Below are 20,871 nucleotides of genomic sequence, written 5' to 3' on the forward strand. Positions count from 1 at the left end.
CGTGACCCGTCCGGGCTGCGCCTGACGCGGCCCGGACATCCACACCGCCTGGAGACGTGCTTCCATGACTTACGACCTCGAACTGATCAATGTCGGCAAGGTCTACGACAACGGCGCCACCGCCGTCAGCAATTTCGACCTTGCCGTCAACAAGGGCGAGTTCATCGCTTTCCTTGGGCCCTCGGGCTGCGGCAAGACGACGACCCTTCGCATGATCGCCGGCTTCGAGAGCATCACCTCCGGCGACATGATGATCAAGGGCATCCGGATGAACGACATCCGCCCGGAGCACCGTCCGACCTCGACCATCTTCCAGAACTACGCCCTCTTTCCGCACATGACGGTGCGCCGCAATGTCGGCTACGGCCTTGACGTGAAGGGCATGCCCAAGGCCGAGCGCGATGCCAAGGTCGACCGGATCATCGCCACCCTCGGCCTCGAGGACATTGCCGAGCGCAAGCCCGAAAAGCTCTCCGGCGGCCAGCGCCAGCGCATTGCGCTTGCCCGCGGCCTCGTCGTGGAACCCGATATCCTGCTGCTCGACGAGCCGCTCGGCGCGCTCGACGCCAATCTGCGCAAGGCGATCCAGAACGAGCTGAAGCTGTTGCAGAAGACGCTCGGCGTCACCTTCATCTTCGTCACCCACGCCCAGTCGGAGGCACTCGCCCTGTCCGACCGGATCGTGGTGATGAACCAGGGCCGCGTCGAGCAGATCAGCCCGCCGCACCAGCTCTACACCCGGCCGGACACGCCCTTCGTGGCGCAGTTCATCGGCCGCAACACGATCTTTTCCGGTGCGGTCGAGGCCGCCGCCGCCGATGTCGCGCGGGTCTCGACGCCCGTCGGCCTGTTGTCCGGCCAGTGGAACGGCCGCCATGGCGCGGGTGTCCGGGGCGGCAAGGTCAATCTCGTCGTGCCTGCGGAAGCGATCGAAGTGCATGGCGCAGGCGCCGGCACACGCGAGGAGATCGGCCGCAGATATGACGGCAACCTCATCGATGCGACGCTGACCGGCTTCGAGGTGGTCGGCCATGTCTCGCATCTGCGGGCCGCGCTCAAGGATGGCCGGCAGGTCTCGCTCGAGGCGCATGTCGACAAATACCAGCCCGGCCGTTTCGCCGTCGGGTCCAACATCATGCTGTCGTGGAACCCGTCGGAAGCGACGGTCATCCCGGCCGCCTGACCATTCTTTTTAAAAACGGAGGCTTACACCATGGCTAAGGAAATCTTCTGCAGTTTCGGCATCGATGTCGATGCCGTCGCCGGCTGGCTCGGCTCCTATGGCGGCGAAGATTCGCCCGACGACATCTCGCGCGGCTTGTTTGCCGGTGAAGTCGGCAGCCCGCGCCTCCTGAAGCTCTTCGAACGCTTCGGCATCAAGACGACCTGGTTCATCCCCGGCCACTCGATCGAGACCTTCCCGGAGCAGATGCAGGCGGTGGCCGATGCCGGCCACGAGATCGGCATTCACGGCTACACCCATGAAAACCCGATCGCCATGACGCGCGAGCAGGAAACCGAAGTCCTCGACAAGTGCATCGACCTCGTCACCAAGCTCTCGGGCAAGCGCCCGACCGGCTATGTGGCGCCGTGGTGGGAATTCTCCAACGTCACCAACGAACTGCTGCTCGAACGCGGCATCAAGTACGACCACTCGCTGATGCACAACGATTTCACGCCCTACCGCGTGCGCGTCGGCGACAGCTGGACCAAGATCGACTATTCCAAGAAGCCGTCGGACTGGATGGTGCCCTTGAAGCGGGGGACGGAAACCGACCTCATCGAAATCCCGGCCTCCTGGTATCTCGACGACCTGCCGCCGATGATGTTCATCAAGAAGGCGCCGAACAGCCACGGCTTCGTCAACCCGCGCGACATCGAGCAGATGTGGCGCGACCAGTTCGACTGGGTCTATCGCGAAATGGACTATGCCGTCTTCCCGATCACCATCCATCCGGATGTCGCCGGCCGTCCGCAGGTTCTGATGATGCTCGAACGCCTCTATGCCTATATGATCAAGCATCCGGGCGTGAAGTTCGTGACGATGAACGAGATCGCCGACGACTTCAACGCGCGCTTCCCGCGCAAGTAGCCCCTGACGACCCGGGCGGCGGGAAAGGCCTGCCGCCCGGATAGAGCCCATGAAAGGCGTGATCCGACGATGTGTTCCCTCTGCGGCATTCTGGGCGGCAACGAGCATTGGGCCGATGCGGTGGCGCGGCCGGGCGTCTTCACGCGCAACCACGAGCGCGTCGATCGCCGCCGCGAACGTGCGCGCCGGGTCAACGCCGCCAATACCATCCTCTCCGCCTTTGCCCTTCAACTGACCGACTGGCAAGGCGCCTCGTTCCTGCTCTCCTCGCGCACCGGCAAGACGGAGGTCGTCGAGGATCTCGGCCACCTCTGGCCGGCGGCGGAAGCCATGATCGGACGCGGCTGCGATCCGCTCGACGAGGCGATCATTTCGCGCATGGAGCGCCACCGGCATGGCTGACGCCCGCGATATTCCCGATTTCACCCCGGTCAATCTGCTGACGGGCTTTCTCGGCTCCGGCAAGACGACGCTTCTGTCGCGCCTCTTGAAGGATCCGGCGCTCAGCGACGCTGCCGTCCTCATCAACGAATTCGGCGAGGCGGGCCTCGATCACCACCTCGTCGAGCAGCTGGATACGGACATGGTGCTGCTGCAATCCGGCTGCCTGTGCTGCACCGTGCGCGGCGAACTGGCCGAGGCGATCCGCGACCTGCATGCCCGCCGGGAGCGGGGAGAGATCCCGCCCTTCCGGCGGATCGTCGTGGAAAGCACCGGCCTTGCCGATCCCTTCCCTGTGCTCTCCACCATCAAGGCCGATCCCGTGCTGCGCCATCATTTCCGCCCCGGCAATGTGGTGACGACGGTTGATGCGGTGAACGGGCTTCGCCAGCTCGATACCTATGTGGAATCCAACCGGCAGGCCGCCATCGCCGACCGCATCGTCATTACCAAGCGGGACCTGTGCGCCGATGATGCGCTGGACGCGCTGACTGCGCGTCTTTCGGCGCTGAACCCCGACGCTCCGGTCTTCGATGCGACGGATGCCGATCTCGATCTCGCCGGTCTGGTGATGGATGAGGCCGTGCCGCGCGTGGCGCTTCTCCAGTCGCCCTCCGGCTTCTATTGCGATGCGCCGCTGCAACTGGTCGATGCCGACGGCGGCGGCCATAGCGCCGACTTCCGCTCCATCGTGATCAGCGTCGACCAGCCTGTTGACTGGACGGCCTTTGGTCTCTGGATGACCATGCTGCTCAACCGGCATGGTGACCGGGTCATCCGCGTCAAGGGCATCCTCAACATCGAGGGCGAGGAGCGGCCCGTAGCGATCCACGGCGTGCAGCATCTCGTGCACACGCCGGTCCACATGCAGGCCTGGCCGGACGAGGACCGCCGCTCGCGCATCGTCTTTATCGTTGACGGGCTCGACGGCAATCTGTTGAAACGCTCCTTCGAGGCTTTCGCCATGGTTCCCCGGATGAGCGCCGTCGCGTGAGAGTCCGGCCGGCGACAGGACCTTGCAACCGCCACGACGATGGTCACCCCGCGCGATGAACAAGCATGCCCGCCCCGATCTTGCCGCTCCGGCCCTGAACACCAGGGGACGACCGACGCTGCGCGTGCTCGGAACCGCCATCTCGCTGCTCGAAGAACTGCGCATGCGGGCCGAAGCCGATCTCGGCATTACCGTCATTTTCGACAACAACGACTTCCTGACCACCCAGCACAAGGCAGCGCAGGAGCCGGCGACCTACGACATCTACGACCAGTGCTTCCACAATCTCGACATCGTCTGGTACTGGCGCGCTGTGCAGCCGATCGACCTGAAGCGCATCACGCTCTGGAACGAGGTGAACGAGCTGACGAAGCTCGGCCATATCGGCCCCAACCCAAGGCTGGGTCAGGGCGACGTGCCCGTGAAGAAGCTCTTCGTGCAGCCAAATCTCGCGCTCGGCGACCAGCCGACCGGGCTGATCTCCATGCTGCCGACGACGCACAATTTCGACAGCTTCGCCTATCGCACCGATGCGGTGACCAACGGCGCGCAAACCGCGAGCTGGGCCGCCCTTCTCGATGACAGATGGGCGGGCCGGGCTGCGCTGGTGGACGAACCCGCCATCGGCATTTTCGACGCGGCGCTGGCTGCGCGCGCCGCCGGGCTGATGACGTTTCGCAACATCGGCAACATGACGGTGGACGAGATCGACCGGCTGATCGAAATCCTCGAGGAGCGCAAGCGGGCCGGCTTCTTCCGCAGCTTCTGGCGCACGGCAGAAGATGCCGCACGTCTGATGGTGGATGGGCGGACCGATATCCAGAGCATGTGGTCCACGGGCATCAACATCCTCTCCGGCCAGGGCGTTCCGGTCGAACAGGCCGTGCCGGCGGAGGGTTACCGCGCCTGGCATGGCGGCTTGTGCCTCTCGCGCCATCTCGACGGGCGCATGCTCGATGTCGCCTATGACTATCTCAACTGGTGGATATCGGGCTGGCCGGGCGCCGTCGTCGCGCGCCAGGGCTATTACATCTCCACCCCCGAGCGTTCCCGCGCGTACCTTTCGGCTGAGGAGTGGGACTACTGGTATGGCGGCCTGCCGGCCCGCACCGATCTGCCGGGGCCGGATGGCTCGATCCGCATCAAGAAGGGCTCGGTGCGTTCCGGCGGCTCCTACTGGCAGCGGGCCAACAACATCGCGGTCTGGAACACGACCATGGATGAACACAATTATCTCGTCCGCCGCTGGATGCAGCTGGTCGGGCGCAGCTGAAGGAGCCCCCCATGTCCCTCGATATCCGCGGCCGTTCGGTCGCCTCGCTCTCGGTGCTGCTGCAATCCGGCACGCTCGACGCCGTGACACTCGCCGAAGAAACCTTTGCCGCGATCGAGGAGCATGGCGATCCCGCGATCTTTACCGCGCTCACGCAGGAGCGCGCCTATCGCGAGGCGCAGGCGGCGTCGGAGCGGATCAAGGCCGGCCGCTCGCGTGGCCTGCTCGACGGCATTCCGATCGCCTGGAAGGATCTTTTCGACATGGAGGGGGCTGTGACGACGGCGGGCTCCGTCGTGCTTGCGGGTGATCCGCCAGCGGCCCGTGACGCCGATGTCGTCGCGGCCCTTTCCGCGGCCGGCATGGTGTCTATCGGCCGGCTCAACATGAGCGAATTCGCCTTCTCCGGCCTCGGCATCAACCCGCATTACGGCACGCCGAAGAACCCTCGCAGCACGGATGTTGACCGCCTGCCGGGTGGCTCGTCCTCGGGGTCCGGTGTCGCGGTGGCCGCAGGCCTCGTGCCGGTGGCGATCGGGACGGATACCGGCGGCTCGATCCGCATCCCCGCCGCCTTCAACGGCATCGTCGGCTACAAGGCGACCCGCGGCCGCTACAGCATGGCGGGTGTGTTTCCGCTGGCAACGAGCCTCGATTCGCTTGGACCGCTCTGCCGCACCGTCAAGGATGCCATCTGGATCGACGCCGCCATGCGCGGGCAGGCAGCGCCAGCGGTGACTGCGGCCGCGCTTGGCGATCTCCGTTTCGTCATCCCGGAAACGGTCTTCTTCGACGGGGCGGAGCCGGAGGTCATTGCCGCCTTCGAGACCGCCGTCGTGACGCTGCAAAAGGCAGGCGCCACGGTCCGTCGTCAGGCCTTTCCGCAATTTTCCGCCCTGTTTGACCTGATGGCCGAGCGTGGCGCACTGGTGACGGCGGAAGCCTATGCCCTGCACGAGGCGCGGCTGACGGGCGATGCAGCTGCGCGCATGGACCGCCGCGTCGTGGCCCGGGCGCGGCTCGGCGCGAAGATCTCGATGCCCGACTATATCGCGACGCTTTCCGCCCGCCGGCGCCTGACCGCCGAGGTCGAGCAGGCGCTTGCCCCCGGCGAACTGTTGCTGTCGCCGACGCTCCCGCATGTGGCGCCGCCCGTCGCCCCCTTGATCGACGATGATGACGCCTTTGTCGCGATGAATGCGAAGACGCTGCGCAACACGCTGATCGGCAACTTCTTCGACTGGTGCGGCGTCTCCCTGCCGATCGGCACAGGCGCTGCCGGCATGCCCGTCGGGCTCCTGCTGTCGGGTCTCGCCCAGAAGGATGAGGCGCTGCTGGCCGCCGCGCTGGCCGTCGAGGCTGCGCTTTAGCACGTCTGCATCCATGCGCAGACGCTCCGGCGTCGGTGGCGACTGCCCGCTCATCCACCGCTGGAGAGCGGCATTGGCCCCTCCCCCCCCCAATCGACCGCGCTGTTCCGCAGGTCTCGTCCCGGCCGCGCGCTCGGGATATGCGCGTGCGGGACGCTTGACATCGGTTCCCTGCGCTTCTATGGGTAAACGATAACCCAATGGAGATCAGGGGCGTGTCCGTCTCATTGTCCGACATTGCTGCACGAGCCGGCGTCTCCGTGAAAACGGTGTCGGGCGCGCTGCATGGCGGCTCCGGACGGATGTCGGAGGATACGCGCCAGAGGATCAAGGCCATTGCCGACGAACTCGGCTATGTCACCAATCTTGCAGCCCGTGGCGTGCGCAAGGGGTGGCTGCCGCTGATCGGTGTCGTCTCCGATGGCCTGATCACCTCACCCTTTGCGACCGAGATCGTGCGCGGCCTTGATGGCGCAGCGCGCAGTGCCGGCATGACGATTTTCGCGGTCAACCACAGCGGCGGCACGGCCGGCGTGGAGCTTGATCAGGTCCAGCAGTTTCGTCCGCGCGCCATCGCCTATGCCGCCATGTACCACAAGACGGTCGATCTCTCGGAGAAGCTGGCCGGGGCCGTGGGGGTGATGATCAATTGCCGGGATCTCTCCGGCCGCGTTACCTCGCTGGTGCCCGACGAAGAGGGTGGCGCGGGCGACATCGTCCGCTACCTGCTGGCGGCAGGACGCCGACGCATCGCCTTCATCAACCTGCCCGGCATTCTCGCGGGCACGCTGCGCGAAAAGGGCTTTCGTGACGCGCTTGCGGAGGCCGGCATGGCGCCGATGGCGGTGCTGCCGGCGGTGCGCCGCGCCCTTTACAGCGACCGCGCGCCAAGCCTCGTCGCGACGCATATCGAGGCGCTTCTGGCGAGCCCTGACCGGCCGGACGCGATTCTGTGCGGCAACGACCGCGTGGCGATGGAAGTCTATGCGGCCCTTGCCCGGGCCGGCGTGCGCATTCCCCACGACATTGCCGTGGCGAGTTTCGACAACCAGGTCGAGCTGGCATCCCGGCTCGACCCGCCGCTGACAACCATGGCGCTGCCGCACCGCGCCATGGGCCGGCAGGCGATGGAGATCCTCCTTGCGGAGGATGCTGCGCCGCCCCGCGTTCAAATGCTCCCCTTCCACCTCGTGGAGCGGGCATCCGTCTGAAAGACCCCTAACCAAACTGAAATGGAGGAGACTGACATGCGTATCTCAATGGGTAATCGTTTACTTTCGGCTCTCGCCGCGTCGACCGCTCTGGTTTTCATGGCCGGCGCCGCCGATGCCAAGACCGTCGTCACGATGATGCACCAGGGCGATCCGGGCTGGGTGAAGGCCTATGGCGATGTCGCCAAGCGCTTCGAGGAGGCCAATCCGGACGTCGATATCGAGCTGATCTACGCGCCGCACGACGCCTATAACGAGAAGTTCAGCGCCGCCGTCATGTCGAAGCAGTTGCCCGACATCATGGAACTCGATGCGCCCTTCCTGGCGAACTACGTCTGGTCGGGCTACCTGCAGCCGATCAAGCCGCTCGTCGACAAGGATCTCCTTGATGACATGACGGAATCCAACATCGCCCAGGGCACCTACCCGATCGACAAGGATCTCTATGCCATCGGCCTCACGGACTCTTCCGTCGTTCTCTATGGCAACAAGAAATATCTCGAAGCGATCGGTGCGCGGATCCCGAAGGGTGTTGATGACGCGTGGACGCGCGAGGAATTCGAAGGCTATCTCGAAAAGCTCTCCAAGCTCGACGGGGTCAAGTGGCCGATCGACACGTTCCGCGGCTATGGCATCAAGACCGAATGGATCACCTATGCCTATGGCCCGCTGCTGGAAAGCGCCGGCTGCGACCTGATCGACCGCAAGAGCTGGGTCGCCGGCGGCACACTCGACAGCGAAGCCTGCGTCAAGGCGATGACGATGATGCAGGACTGGGTGAAGAAGGGCTGGATCGTTCCGACCTCGTCCGGCACCAACCAGTTCTATGCCGAGGGCCAGCCGGCGGCACTCGCCATGGGTGGTCACTGGTTCTATGCGGAAGCCTCCGCCGCCATTAAGGACAACATTGTCGTCATGCCGCTGCCGAAGATCGGCGACAAGGGCGTCAGCCCGAACGGCACCTGGATCTGGGGCATTTCCGCAACCGCCAAGAACCCGGAGATTGCCGGGAAGTTCGTGAGCTTCCTGCTGAAGGACAAGGAATATCGCGATTACGCCAAGAGCCAGTCCGCCTTCCCCGGCCTGAAGAGCTTTGCCGCCGACAGCCCGCTCTACGCCGCCGGTGGCCCGCTTGCCGTCGCCTTCGAGCAGGCCTCCAAGACCGCCGTCGCGCGTCCGCCGCACCCGGCCTATCCGACGCTGACCTCCTCCTTCATGCAGGCCGTCGACAAGATCTTCAACGGCGCCGACGTGCAGGAATCCCTGACGGCGGCGGCCAAGAAGATCGATGAGGACATCGAGGACAACGCCGGCTACCCGCCCTTCAACGAGCAGCAGTAAGCCACGTGGGCGGCGGGACCGGACATTGCCGGCCCCGCCCCTTCCATCAGGACGGCAGGAGGAGGACACTATGACCGTTGAAAAGACGCCCCTGCAGGGGCCTGCCCAGAAGGCGAAACGGCCCGGCCGACGGCGGGACAGGCAGCGCTTCTTTCAGGAACTCGGCATGATCGCACCGGCCGTGATCCTCATGGCCGCCTTCCTGATCACGCCCTTCCTTCTGTCCTTCTGGACGGCGATGACCAATCAGCCGCTGGTGCCGCGCCCGACACCGGTGCGCTTCGTCGGCCTGCTGAATTTCCAGCGCATCTTCTCCGATCCGCTGTTCTGGACGTCGCTGTGGAACGTCACCCGCTTCACCATCTGGGTCATTCCGGTGCAGTGCGGGCTCGCCTTTCTCACGGCGCTGCTGCTGCACCAGAAGATACCCATGCGCAACCTGCTGCGCGGCATGTTCTTCCTGCCCGCCATCACGTCGATGGTCGTCGTCTGCGTCATCTGGGGCACGCTGTTCCAGTATCCGAGCGGCCCGCTGAACCAGATCGTCGGCTTCCTCTCCGGTGGCACGATCCAGCCGATCGACTGGCTGGGCGACCCGAACTGGGCGATGTTCTCGATCGTGCTGCTTTCGGCCTGGCAGGCCTACGGCTTCCAGATGATCATCTATCTCGCGGGCCTGCAGGGCATACCGGATGAGCTCTACGATGCCGCGCGCATCGATGGCGCCGGGCCGCTGCGCCGCTTCTGGCACGTCACCATGCCCGGTCTTCGCCCCACCCATGTCTTCGTGCTCGTCATCACCACCATCCAGGCCTTCAAGCTCTACACGCAGGTGGCGATCCTGACGCAAGGCGGCCCGCGCGAAAGCACGGAAACGGTGGTGCACTACATGGTCCGCGCCGGCTTCGAGGAACAGAAGCTCGGCTATGCATCGGCCGTCTCCGTCATCCTCTTCGTCATCGTTCTCGTCATCGCGCTTCTGCAGCGCACGCTCCTGAGGCGCTTCGATGTCTGATCTCGCCCTTTCCACCAGAACACCCGCCGCCATCGGCAGCGGCAAGCGCGGCCTGCGCATCGTGCAGTTCGTGTCGATCTTCGTCATCGCGCTGGTGATGATCTCGCCGCTCTTCATGCTGCTGATCGCCAGCCTGAAGGACGACCGCTTCCAGATTCTGGCCGACATGGGCAGCTTCCGGGCCTTCTGGGTCTACGATCCGACGCTGTCGAACTACCGCGAGGTGGCCAATTTCTCTGGCGAACTCGCCTATGGCCGCTACCTCATCAATTCGCTGATCATTCTGGTGATCACCGTCGGCACAGGTCTCGTCGTCAATTCCATGGCCGGCTTCGTGCTGGCCTGGGGCACGCTGCGCGGCAAGGCGGTGCTGCTCGCGATCGTCGTCGCCCTCTACGTCATCCCGCAGGAAAGCATCATCATGCCGCTCGTCGTCATGATGTCGCGCGCCGGGCTGACGGATACGTTCGCGGTGCAGATCCTGCCATGGGTCGCAAGCCCGCTCTATACCTTCCTCTTCTACCAGTTCTTCGCGCAGCTGCCGAAGGAACTCTACGAGGCGGCGGAGATGGACGGCGCTTCCACCTTCCGCATCTACCGCTCGATCTTCATGCCGCTCAGCCTGCCGGCGCTGGCGACGGTCTCGATCCTGATGGGGATCGAGAGCTGGAACCAGTATCTCTGGCCGACGCTCGTCACCCAGACCGATTACGCCCGGCCCATCTCTGTCGCCATCGCCACCTTCTTCGGCCAGGACAGCATCTTCTGGGACCGCGCCATGGCCGCGTCCGTGCTGATGATGATCCCTGTCCTCATTCTCTACCTCGCCTTCCAGCGCTGGTTCGTCAGTTCATTCGTCGGCTCTGCCGTGAAAGGTTGATCATGTCTCTCCCCTCCCCTTCCGCGCGCGCCTCGCTCGCGACCCTTTCGGCGCCTCTGCCGGCCGGCAGCGTGCTGCATCTTTGGCTGAAGGCCTTGACGGAGGCCGAGGCTTCGCTCTCTGTCACGGTCGAGGCGCAGCCGATCGCCAGCCCGGCAACGCGCCGCACCGGCGAATTCGCGTTCGTGGCCGTTCCGCTTCCGGCCGGCGGCCTGACCGCACTCTCCTACGATCCGGCGGTGACGATGCTTTCGGTCGCCTATGCCTTCCATCCGGACAGGGTGACGGCCGAGGGCATCACCGTGATCCATCACGAAGGGCGCAATGCCCCGCCGCTGACGCCCGACAGCTATCATTTCCGCCCGCCTTTCGGCTGGATGAACGACCCGAACGGTTTCGGCCGCTTCGGTGGTACGGCGCATCTCTTCTACCAGCACTATCCCCACAGCCTGCGCTGGAACACGATGCATTGGGGCCACGCAATCTCGACCGACTTCCTGCACTGGACGCACCAGCCGGTGTTTCTCTTCCCGGCCGATCATCTGTCCGAGAAAGACGACGGCCGCGGCGGCGCCTTTTCCGGCTCGGCAATTGCGGCCGGCGATGCGATCCGGGTTTTCTACACGGAGCATGTCATCGACCGGACGCCGGAAGAGCAGATCCAGCTGACCGCCGTCAGCCAGGATGGCCTTCTCGCCGGCGCTTCCGACATCATCCTGCCGCTGCGCCCCGAGGGGCTCAATCTCACCACCGACTTCCGCGACCCCTATGTCTTCGAGGGCCCGGATGGCCGCTGGAAGATGCTGCTCGGCAGCCGTGACAAGGCCGGCGGCGTGGTGCTGCTTTACGAAACCGTCGATCCCGCCGGCGCGACGGGTTGGACCTTCATCGACATCATCCACCGGGAAGACCGTTTCGGCATGACGGCGGCGGAATGCCCTTGCATGATCCCGGTTGGTGGTCCGGCATCCGATCCCGCCACCCGCTGGGCGCTCATCTTCGGCCTTCTGACCAGCCGTGACCCGGCGACCGGTCGGCGCAACCTGACCTCCGTGACGGTCGGCCGCTTCGACGGCCGCAGCTTTGCCGCCGACTTCGAGCAGGAGCTGGATTTCGGCTCGGATGCCTACGCCTTCCAGGCCTTTGTCGATGGTGATGCGCCGGTCGGGATCGCCTGGCTCGCCAACTGGACGGATGTCTCCAAGAAGGAGGATTTCCAAACGGCCATGACGCTGCCGCGTCGCGTTCTGATCGAGGGCGACGCGATCTTTACCCCGCCGGTCGCGGCCGTGGAATCGCTGCGCCATCGGCTGATCGACGAGACCGCCCTGGCCGAGGGAAAGACTATCGATCTCGACACCGGCGCGGTCGAAATCCTTCTGACCCTGCCTGCGGAGGGCGCGCCTTTCGCGCTGTCCATCGATCATCCGGACGTGACGCTCGGCGTCAGGCTCGGCGATGACGGGCTGGAGATCCTGTTCGACGCCGGGACCGGCAAGACGACGCCGCGCTATATCGCGACCGGCGCGCGCCCATCGGAAGTCCGCATCTTCCTCGATGCCGGCTCCATCGAGGTCTTCGCCGACAATGGCCGCTGGACGGGCAGCAAGCGCCTTCCGTCTTTTGCTGCGGCCCGGTCCGCAACCCTGACCGGGGGCGTCACCGCCGCCCGCGTCTGGCAGCTCAAGCTCTGAGGGAGGAACCATCATGGCATCGGTCGCAATCGATCATGTTCTGAAGCAATACGGCGCCGCCGCGGTCATCCACGGCGTCTCCGTCGATATCGAGGACGGGGAGTTCGTCACCCTCGTCGGACCATCCGGCTGCGGCAAATCCACCTTGCTGCGCATGCTGGCCGGTCTGGAAGAGATCAGCGGTGGCGAAATCCGCATCGACGGCCGCGTCGTCAATGATGTCGCGCCCAAGGAGCGGGACATCGCCATGGTCTTCCAGTCCTATGCGCTCTACCCGCACATGACGGTGCGCGAAAACATGGGCTTCGCCCTCAAGCTGCAGGGCCGCGACAAGGCGACCATCGAAAAGCTCGTCAACGAGGCGGCCGCGATCCTCGCGCTCGAGCCGTTGCTCGATCGCCTGCCGAAGCAGCTCTCCGGTGGCCAGCGCCAGCGCGTCGCCATGGGACGCGCCATCGTGCGCCATCCCAAGGTGTTTCTCTTCGACGAACCGCTCTCCAACCTCGACGCCAAGCTGCGCGTGACGATGCGCAGCGAGATCAAGGAACTGCACCAGCGCCTGGGCACCACGATCGTCTATGTCACGCACGACCAGATCGAAGCCATGACCATGGCCGACAAGATCGTCGTCATGCGGGCCGGCAAGATCGAACAGATCGGCAAGCCGCTCGACCTCTACGACCGCCCGAACAACACGTTCGTCGCAACTTTCATCGGCTCGCCGGCCATGAACCTCTTTCAAGGCGCCGTCGGCGACGGCGGCTTTGCGATCGATGGCGGGGTCACCCTCCCCTCCCCCGGCGATTCCGTGCGCGCCGATGCCAGCACCTACGGCATCCGTCCGGAGGATCTCGACATTGCCGAGACCGGCATTCCGGCAAAAGTCCTGACTGTCGAACCAACGGGTGCCGAGACGCATATCGTCGTCAGGGTCGGCACGCAGCCAGCCACGCTCGTCCTGCATCGCCGCGTGGAGTTGAAGCCGGACCAGACGGTTTACCTGTCCGTCAAGGCGGACAAGATCCATCTCTTCGGCGCGGATGGCCGTCGAATTAACTGAGACGGGAATGGGGTTAGGCTCGTTCCTCGCCGATGGTCGCTGCCACCGGACGGCGTGTCCGCGCGGGCCCGGCGCGACCATCGTGCTCCCGATACTTCATCTGACCGGATCGGAGATGGCGCGTTTCCAGCGAAGGAGCGTGGAGAGCCGATCTGCTTCTCCACCCTCCCAAGGCTGAACGTCCGGAACGCACGTCTTCGCATCCGGGGGCCCTGATGCCGCACGGGGGATGCAGTGTTGCGCTGTGCCTGCGCCTCCCCTCCCCTCCCCTCCCCTTCTCCGCCGTCCCCCTCCCCCAGCGCGCGAATCACGCGTCGCGACGGCGTGCCGTGCGCCGCTTTGCGGATATTGGGCCGCAAGGGGATGTGCGCCGCTCCGAAAAACCTGTGTGTCTTCCCTAAATCCCGGAGATTCGGAGAAGAAATCTGCAATCTTCTGCAATTCGGACCACCGGCCATCCCCGTGCTCTGTCGGTGGTGTTAACCTTTTGTTAACCCTCTTTTCCTTGCCACGGCACGGGAATCGGAGCACTGTGCCGATAATGGATTAAATTTGACAAAAATATCGTGACTGACAGCGGACATCAAAATGAACGTGAAAATGGCCAGCCCTGAAAAAGTACCGGGTTTCGCCGATACGATCCTCGAACAGGGCGGCGAGATTTCGTCGAAGCTCGACCTGTTGCGGCAGGAGAAGTTTCCGCCGAACGCGCAGAAGACGCTGCGTCAGTTTTCGCTGGCGGAGGTCGCCGAGTTCGTCGGCGTCTCCCAGAGCTATCTGAAGAAGCTGCATCTGCAAGGCAAGGGCGTCGAGCCGACCACGACGACCACGGGCCGGCGCTACTATACGGCCGAGCAGATGAACGATCTGCGCAGCCTGCTGGAGCGCGTGCCGCATCGCAAGGACGGCGAGCGCCTGCAGGTGGTGGCCGTCGTCAACTTCAAGGGCGGCTCCGGCAAGACGACCACGGCGGCGCATCTCGCCCAGTACATGGCGCTGCGCGGCTACCGAGTTCTGGCCGTCGATCTCGATCCGCAGGCCTCGCTGACGGCGCTTTATGGCATCCAGCCGGAGCTCGACGAGAAGGCTTCGCTTTACGAGGCGCTGCGCTACGACGAGGAGCGCCGCTCCATCACCGAGGTCATCCAGCCCACGAACTTCCCGAACCTCGACGTGGTGCCGGCCAATCTCGAACTGCAGGAATATGAATACGAGACGCCGATTGCCATGCAGCGGAAGGACTCGACCGCCGGCAAGCTTTTCTACACCCGCATCGGCGAGGCGCTGGCGGAGGTGGACGACCGCTACGACGTGGTCGTCATCGACTGCCCTCCCCAGCTCGGCTACCTCACCCTGACGGCGCTGACGGCGGCGACCTCGGTGCTGATCACCGTGCATCCGCAGATGCTCGACATCATGTCCATGAGCCAGTTCCTGCTGATGCTCGGCAATATCCTGAAGAGTGTCGAGGCGGTCGGCGTCACCGTCTCGCTCGACTGGTTCCGCTATCTCGTGACGCGCTACGAGCCGATGGACATTCCCCAGCAGCAGATGGTGGGCTTCATGCAGAGCATGTTCGCCGCGCAGATGATGCGCAACCACATGGTGAAATCGACCGCGATTTCGGATGCGGGCCTGACCAAGCAGACGCTCTACGAGGTCGAGCGTTCGCAGTTCACGCCCGCCACCTATGACCGGGCGCGCGAGTCCATGGATGCCGTCAATGCCGAGGTGATCGACCTTCTGCACAAGGCCTGGGGGCGGCGTCATGCATAAACGGTTGTCAGCCGTACAGATGGGCTATTTCCCCAATCAATTCAGTCTCTTCACGGTTTCGAGGGTCTGCTGATGGCACGCCGCGACGTTTTTGCCAACATCACGGCCCCGAAAGACGGGGTCACGGAGCGCAAGGCCAGCGCCGGCTATGCGGCCAAGGGTGCCTCCCGGTCGATGATCAGTTCGCTCAACGAGCTGGCGGAAAAGGCAGCGCTGGCCGAGGGCCTTTCCGGCGAGCATGTCGTGGAACTCGACACGGCCGCGCTGGACACCTCCTTCGTCTCCGACCGCATGGGCGAGGACGATGCCGCCTATGCCGAGCTGGTGGAGGCGATCCGCGCGCGCGGGCAGGACTCACCCATTCTGGTGCGCCCTCACCCGTCGGTGGACGGTCGTTACCAGATCGTCTTCGGGCACCGCCGGGCGCGTGCCGCCCGTGAACTGGGCCTCAAGGTTCGCGCCGTCATCAAGGATATTTCCGACGCCGACCACGTCGTTGCGCAGGGCCAGGAAAACTCCGCGCGGCAGAACCTGTCCTTCATCGAGCGGTCCCTGTTCGCGCAGCGCCTTGCCGATCTCGGCTACGGCAAGCCGACGATCCAGGCGGCGCTCGCCGTGGACGCGCCGATGCTGACCCGGATGCTGTCGGTGTCGAGCCGCGTGCCGGAAGATGTGGCGCGGCGCATCGGGCCCGCCAGATCGATCGGCCGCGACCGCTGGATCGATTTCGCCCAGAAGATCGAGAAGCCATCGGTGAAGGCGCTCGTCCTTGCGAGCCTTGCGGCCGACGGTTTCGACGCGCTGGAATCGGATGCACGGTTCGAGCGGCTGGTGGCCGAGATCAACAAGGCGGAGCGGCCGCAGAAGCAGCCGAGAAACACCGGCGAGTGGCGGGCAGGCGATGCCTCCGTCCGCGCCGAATTCAAGGGTGCCGGCAAGAGCTATTCGATTGCGCTGAAGTCGGACCAGGCCGCGAAATTCGGCCGCTTCATTACGGACAATCTGGAACGCCTGCACCAGGAGTTCCTGTCGGCCAACAAAACCGAGGAAAGGTAGATAGCAAAAGAAAAAGGCCCCCCAAACGTCGCCGTCGTGGAAGCCCTTCTCAGATCTAAGCAACCCGAGAATCGCACTTCCCCGAATCCCTGTCAAGCGTTTTGGCACCGTTTTGGTGAGCGGATTTCCTTTGCCTTTTAGAGGGTGAAAGAAATGCAGATCGGACGTGTGACGACGCCCTTCGGGCGGCGGCCGGCGAAGCTTGCGCTGGTGAAACGGCAGATGGAAACGCGAGAGAGCGCCCAGCATGCCGATATCGACAAGTGGAAGGTCTTTCGCGATGCCTGCGAAGCCCGCACGCTGCTCGGCGTGCAGGATCGCGCGCTCGCGGTGCTCAATGCGCTCCTGAGCTTTTATCCCGAAACAGAGCTTTCGGCGGAGCGGGCGATGATCGTCTTTCCCTCCAATGCGCAGCTTTCGGTGCGCGCCCACGGGATTTCCGGCCGTACCCTGCGGCGCTGCCTGGCGGCGCTGGTGGAGGCGGGCCTGATCGAGCGCCATGACAGCCCGAATGGCAAGCGCTACGCGCACCGCGATGGTGACGGCGATATCGAGGCGGCCTTCGGCTTCAGCCTCGCGCCGCTTCATGCCCGCGCGGCGGAGCTTTCGGCAATGGCGCTGAGCGTCGCGGAGGAGGCGAGGCTCTTCAAGCGCGCCCGCGAGGCGCTGACCATCTGCCGGCGCGACGTGCGCAAGCTCATCACCGCCGCCATGGAGGAGGGCGCTGCCGGCGACTGGGCCGCCGTGGAAGCGATCTATCTGGACATCGTCGCCCGTCTTCCGCGTGTGCCGGATCGCCCGACAATCGAAGCCGTGCTCGACGAGATGCAGATGCTGCGGGATGAGATCGTCAACCGCCTGGATGAGCAGGTAAAATCTGAAAATATGACCGCCAGTCCCGGCCACAATGACCGCCATATACAGAATTCAAATACCGACTCCATCCATGAACTTGAACCACGCTTCGAAACGAAGCAGGCCGCACCCGCCCAGGTCAAATCGGGACAGGGGAGCGAGCCGACAAAGTCCTATCCGCTGGGATTGGTGTTGAAGGCCTGCCCGCAGATCGCCGATTACGGGCCCGGCGGCACCATTTCGAGCTGGCGCGAGCTGATGGCGGCGGCCGTGGTGGTCCGCTCCATGCTGGGCGTCAGCCCCTCGGCCTATCAGGAGGCCTGCGAAGTGATGGGACCGGAAAATGCGGCGGTGACGATCGCCTGCATTCTGGAGCGGGCAGGGCAGATCCATTCGGCCGGCGGCTATCTGCGGGACCTGACGGCGAAGGCAGGCCGCGGCGAATTCTCGCTCGGGCCCGTCATCATGGCCTTGCTGCGGGCAAATGGCGCCGACAGCCGGCGCTCGGCCTGATCCCCGTGCGGAGCCTCTGTCAGCGATGGGCACCTGTCAGGCACCGGCATGCGCTGAGGGCAGGGCGCGCTTCAATCCATCAGCCGCGCAGCCCTGCCGCTGCGTCTGGTGGCGCTGTTGTAGTACTCGCTCGCCTGCTGGACGGAGCGATGCCGGGATTGCTCCATCGCCTCGGGAAGCGGAATGCCGCGATTGGCGGCTTCGGTGAGATAGCCGGAACGAAGTCCATGGGCGGAGAACTCCCGCGGATCGAGACCGGCCATGGCGGCGCGCTGCTTGACGATGTCGGTGACGGCTTTGGGATCGAGTGGGCGCCGGGAGAGATTGCCCCAGCGATCGATGGCCCGGAAGACGCTGCCCGTGTCGATCCTCGCAGCCGTGAGCCAGACATTCAGAGCATCGACAGGCCGGCCGGAGAGATAGACGACCTCGTCATTGTCGGCCCGGCTGGTCTTGGTGCGACCGAGATGGATGGCGAGCGAGGGGAGGGGAGGGGCGCCATCGACCGGGATCGGCTCTTCGGCCTGCAACTGCTCCAGTCTGAGCCCCGCGATTTCGCTGCGACGCCGGCCGCCGGAGGCAAAGGCCACCATGAGGATGGCCCGGTCTCTCCTGTCGCGCAGGCTGTCGGAGCGGCAGGTGGCGAGAAGCTTCGACAATATGTCTGCGGTAACGGCCTTGGCGCTCTTGCGCTTTCGCGGCCTCGGCGTTGCGCGCACCGCCAGGCGAAGGGCGGATTTGAGGGCAGGGGAGGCAAAGACACCCGTAAGCCCCCGCCATTTGGTCAGCGTCGACCAGGTGGCAAGGCGCCGTCGCACGGTGTCCGGCGCGTGCGGCCCTGGCGCACGAAGGAAGCCCTGCGTTCGCAGGCTCTGCTCGACTTCGGCCGGCATGCCATGGCCCGGATCGATCTCGCGTTGCTCCGGCTGCCACAGATGATGGGCGACGAATTTCAGAAGCAGGGCTTCCGGCGCCGGCCAGGGGAGGGAGGCACCGGTCGCCGCAAGCGACCAGGCCTCCAGATAGGCGAGATCGGAGGTCAGCGCCCGCAGCGTGTTCTCGCCCATGCCCTCGTTGACGAGATGGCGCAGCGTTTCGATGTCCTGGTCGGTCAGCAGCGCGGCCAGCGCGTCGCGCCGGTCCATGGGCAGGACGGAGGCGATGGTGTCGAGTGTCTCGGTGCGCCAAAGAGTAGCGCCTTTGGATGTTTGGCTTGTCATGGCCTACCTGGCAGGCTCAAAAACCGCAACGCCTTCTGCACGCGCGGCCTCCGCCAGTCGGCGATCGAGCGTGGCAAGTGGAAGATGTTCCAGGAGCGCAAGAGCGAGGTAGGCCGCGTCGTAGGCGCTGAGACGATACTTTCGGGACAAGCGCACCACTTCCGTGTCGTCGCTGGGACCGGCAAATCGCAAGGGCAGGCCCCGAAACCGGGCAAGAGCCGAGTGAACGAAATCCGCCGAGATCCGATCCCGCTTCTCTGCGCTCAGGAGAATGCTGCGAATCTCGTGGCGTAGCAGATCCGGCGCCATCGCATCGTCCTCCGCCAAGCGGGCCATGGCTTGTTCAGCCAACGCATTTTCTTCGTCCGGCAATAGCCACGCGCCGGCGATCGAGGCGTCAACGACAAAGGCCATCAGCGCCGGCCTTCCTGCTTCCACTCCTGGATTTCCTGAGAGGTGACGGGCCGAGCCTGCGCCCGCAATGCCCGCACGGCTTCGATGGCGGCCAGACGCTGCCGGCGCTCGTCCACAGCAACGAGCCGTGCAACCGGATCATTGCCGCGGGCGATGATGAAGTCCTCGCCAGCTTCGACGCGCGCGAGCAATTCAGACAAATGCGTCTTGGCTTCGGCGACCTTGACGGTAACGGTCATCGTCAATTCCTCGCTCATCCCGTACTTTGGCGCAGCGTAGATGCGGTAGCTTGGTTGGTCAAGCTGTTGACTAGAATACCTTCGATAAGCGTCACTTATCGATGGTCAGGCGTGGCCTGATGCAATATAGCGAGTGAAGAATAGTAACTCAGAGATAGCATTCGTTTAAGAGATCGTTTACCATAAAATCAATGGCTTACGATCTCGCGAAAATCGACATTTCGACCCTGATGCGGCCGGCCTTCGACGCCGGTATCGCGCTTACCCGCCTCGACGAGCGTATTGCTCGGTCTACGGTGGGAAGCGGCTGGATCGAACGATCCAATTTCACTGACGCCTGGGCCTCGCTCTGGATCGACGGCGAATTGGTGCATCTCGAAGACCTCGTCCTCCACGACGCCTTGCGCGACACCCGCACCCCCACCCACGAACTCACCATCGCGCGCGACGTGCTGCGCACCCGCCGGCGCATTGCCGCGCAGTCGCCGGACTGGGCCTTGTCCGCAGAGGGGATCCGGACCTTGCGGCAAACGTCGGACATCAACCCGGTCGACGCTGAGGCAGGGGAGCCGGCCGGCGTCGTTCGACCCGAGGTCGTCATCGATCCGGAAGGGGAGGGGGATGATGGTGATGACGCGGAGAACCTACCGGGCGTCGACTACGCCGCCATCGATGCGGTGCTGGCCCGATCGGAGGCGGCGATCGAGAGCGCGACGCGGCCTGGCCGGGCCGGCGGCAATCGCGCGGCGGAAAAAGATCCGCTCGTTTATGAGCTCGACTGGGACGAGGATGCCCGGCTCGACGAATGGCGCGGCGTCCTGCGCCAGGCCGAACACCTGCCCGCCATGCTGCAGGCGATTGTCGCCCTCGATGCCTGGAACGAGCTTTCCGTGCTTCAGCATGCCCCGTGGCTCGGCCGGTTGTTTGCCGCCTCAATCCTGCGGGAAGCCGGCATCACCACCGGCGCCCATCTCGCAGCCATCAACCTTGGCCTCAAAACCATTCCGGTCGATCGGCGCCGCCACCGCGATCGCGAAACCCGTCTGCTCGCCATCGCCAACGGCCTGATCGCTGCGGCCGAGATCGGCATGAAAGAACATGACAGGCTGGTTTTGGCGCGGACCCTGTTCGAGCGGAAACTAGAGGGGCGGCGGACGTCGTCAAAGCTGCCAGAACTGGTCGAGCTGGTGATGGCGCGTCCCCTTGTGTCGGCTGGGATGGTCGCTAAAACGCTGGAGGTGACGCCGCAGGCGGCGCGGCGGATCGTGTTGGAACTCGGCCTCAGGGAGATGACGGGGAGGGGGAGGTTTCGGGCGTGGGGTATACTCTAGCGATTAAAACATGAAAATCGCGAATGCTCCAAGGCAGCACCCGTTTCGTCGGCGAGTAAAGATGGTGAACAAGCGGAGCTTTCTTGAACGCTATGC

General features: G+C 64.6%; 19 protein-coding genes. 16 read left to right on the forward strand and 3 right to left on the reverse strand.

The features are described from left to right. Positions 1-64: 64 nt before the first annotated feature. The 15 genes from ACED18_RS19345 (at position 65) to repC (ending at position 17,571) form a co-directional block, all read left to right on the forward strand. Positions 65-1,183 (forward strand): ABC transporter ATP-binding protein, encoded by a 1,119-nt coding sequence (locus tag ACED18_RS19345; RefSeq protein ID WP_377295265.1) that lies wholly within the window; start codon positions 65-67, stop codon positions 1,181-1,183. Between the two features lie 30 nt (positions 1,184-1,213). Next, on the forward strand, positions 1,214-2,092 hold the full coding sequence (locus ACED18_RS19350) for a polysaccharide deacetylase (protein ID WP_377295266.1): 879 nt from the start codon (positions 1,214-1,216) through the stop codon (positions 2,090-2,092). Between the two features lie 69 nt (positions 2,093-2,161). Beyond that, on the forward strand, positions 2,162-2,494 hold the full coding sequence (locus ACED18_RS19355) for a hypothetical protein (RefSeq protein WP_377295267.1): 333 nt from the start codon (positions 2,162-2,164) through the stop codon (positions 2,492-2,494). Continuing rightward, the gene (locus tag ACED18_RS19360; protein ID WP_377295268.1) at positions 2,487-3,527 is read left to right on the forward strand and encodes a CobW family GTP-binding protein; all 1,041 of its coding nucleotides are present in this window, start codon (positions 2,487-2,489) and stop codon (positions 3,525-3,527) included. Before ACED18_RS19355 ends, ACED18_RS19360 begins: the two co-directional genes overlap by 8 nt. A gap of 55 nt (positions 3,528-3,582) precedes the next feature. Beyond that, positions 3,583-4,800, forward strand: coding sequence for a PotD/PotF family extracellular solute-binding protein (locus ACED18_RS19365; protein ID WP_377295269.1), 1,218 nt, complete (start codon positions 3,583-3,585; stop codon positions 4,798-4,800). Between the two features lie 11 nt (positions 4,801-4,811). Then, positions 4,812-6,170 carry an amidase gene (locus tag ACED18_RS19370; protein WP_377295270.1) on the forward strand — a complete coding sequence of 453 codons (1,359 nt, stop codon included), beginning with the start codon at positions 4,812-4,814 and terminating at the stop codon, positions 6,168-6,170. 200 nt (positions 6,171-6,370) lie between these two features. Continuing rightward, positions 6,371-7,381 carry a LacI family DNA-binding transcriptional regulator gene (locus tag ACED18_RS19375; protein WP_377295271.1) on the forward strand — a complete coding sequence of 337 codons (1,011 nt, stop codon included), beginning with the start codon at positions 6,371-6,373 and terminating at the stop codon, positions 7,379-7,381. 48 nt (positions 7,382-7,429) lie between these two features. Then, complete coding sequence (locus ACED18_RS19380) at positions 7,430-8,722, forward strand: ABC transporter substrate-binding protein (protein WP_377295287.1); 1,293 nt, start codon at positions 7,430-7,432, stop codon at positions 8,720-8,722. A 70-nt stretch (positions 8,723-8,792) separates the two neighbouring features. Next, complete coding sequence (locus ACED18_RS19385) at positions 8,793-9,737, forward strand: carbohydrate ABC transporter permease (protein WP_377295272.1); 945 nt, start codon at positions 8,793-8,795, stop codon at positions 9,735-9,737. Next, entirely contained in the window at positions 9,730-10,617 is an 888-nt protein-coding gene (locus tag ACED18_RS19390) for a carbohydrate ABC transporter permease (protein WP_377295273.1), read from the forward strand. Before ACED18_RS19385 ends, ACED18_RS19390 begins: the two co-directional genes overlap by 8 nt. 2 nt (positions 10,618-10,619) lie before the next feature. Beyond that, entirely contained in the window at positions 10,620-12,311 is a 1,692-nt protein-coding gene (locus ACED18_RS19395) for a glycoside hydrolase family 32 protein (protein ID WP_377295274.1), read from the forward strand. A gap of 13 nt (positions 12,312-12,324) precedes the next feature. Beyond that, positions 12,325-13,371 carry an ABC transporter ATP-binding protein gene (locus tag ACED18_RS19400; RefSeq protein ID WP_377295275.1) on the forward strand — a complete coding sequence of 349 codons (1,047 nt, stop codon included), beginning with the start codon at positions 12,325-12,327 and terminating at the stop codon, positions 13,369-13,371. Between the two features lie 588 nt (positions 13,372-13,959). Further along, positions 13,960-15,147 carry a plasmid partitioning protein RepA gene (gene repA / locus ACED18_RS19405; RefSeq protein ID WP_377295276.1) on the forward strand — a complete coding sequence of 396 codons (1,188 nt, stop codon included), beginning with the start codon at positions 13,960-13,962 and terminating at the stop codon, positions 15,145-15,147. 72 nt (positions 15,148-15,219) lie between these two features. Beyond that, the gene (repB, locus tag ACED18_RS19410) at positions 15,220-16,203 is read left to right on the forward strand and encodes a plasmid partitioning protein RepB (protein ID WP_377295277.1); all 984 of its coding nucleotides are present in this window, start codon (positions 15,220-15,222) and stop codon (positions 16,201-16,203) included. Positions 16,204-16,356: 153 nt separating this feature from the next. Further along, positions 16,357-17,571 (forward strand): plasmid replication protein RepC, encoded by a 1,215-nt coding sequence (repC, locus tag ACED18_RS19415; RefSeq protein WP_377295278.1) that lies wholly within the window; start codon positions 16,357-16,359, stop codon positions 17,569-17,571. A gap of 71 nt (positions 17,572-17,642) precedes the next feature. Here the strand turns inward: repC and ACED18_RS19420 are convergent, their stop codons facing one another. Genes ACED18_RS19420 through ACED18_RS19430 form a run of 3 tightly spaced genes read right to left on the reverse strand, consistent with a single transcriptional unit; the run spans position 17,643 to position 19,444 of the window. Then, the gene (locus tag ACED18_RS19420; protein WP_377295279.1) at positions 17,643-18,791 is read right to left on the reverse strand and encodes a site-specific integrase; all 1,149 of its coding nucleotides are present in this window, start codon (positions 18,789-18,791) and stop codon (positions 17,643-17,645) included. Positions 18,792-18,794: 3 nt separating this feature from the next. Beyond that, positions 18,795-19,205: a type II toxin-antitoxin system VapC family toxin gene (locus ACED18_RS19425; protein WP_377295280.1), complete on the reverse strand. Its 411-nt coding sequence runs from the start codon at positions 19,203-19,205 to the stop codon at positions 18,795-18,797. After that, the gene (locus ACED18_RS19430) at positions 19,205-19,444 is read right to left on the reverse strand and encodes a type II toxin-antitoxin system Phd/YefM family antitoxin (RefSeq protein ID WP_377295281.1); all 240 of its coding nucleotides are present in this window, start codon (positions 19,442-19,444) and stop codon (positions 19,205-19,207) included. Before ACED18_RS19430 ends, ACED18_RS19425 begins: the two co-directional genes overlap by 1 nt. A gap of 191 nt (positions 19,445-19,635) precedes the next feature. Here ACED18_RS19430 and ACED18_RS19435 point away from each other — a divergent pair, with 191 nt between their 5' ends. Then, the gene (locus ACED18_RS19435) at positions 19,636-20,775 is read left to right on the forward strand and encodes an RHE_PE00001 family protein (protein WP_220367175.1); all 1,140 of its coding nucleotides are present in this window, start codon (positions 19,636-19,638) and stop codon (positions 20,773-20,775) included. Positions 20,776-20,871: the final 96 nt, after the last annotated feature.

Origin of the sequence: Rhizobium sp. SG2393 (assembly GCF_042610495.1) — a bacterium.
GTDB lineage: Bacteria > Pseudomonadota > Alphaproteobacteria > Rhizobiales > Rhizobiaceae > RU20A.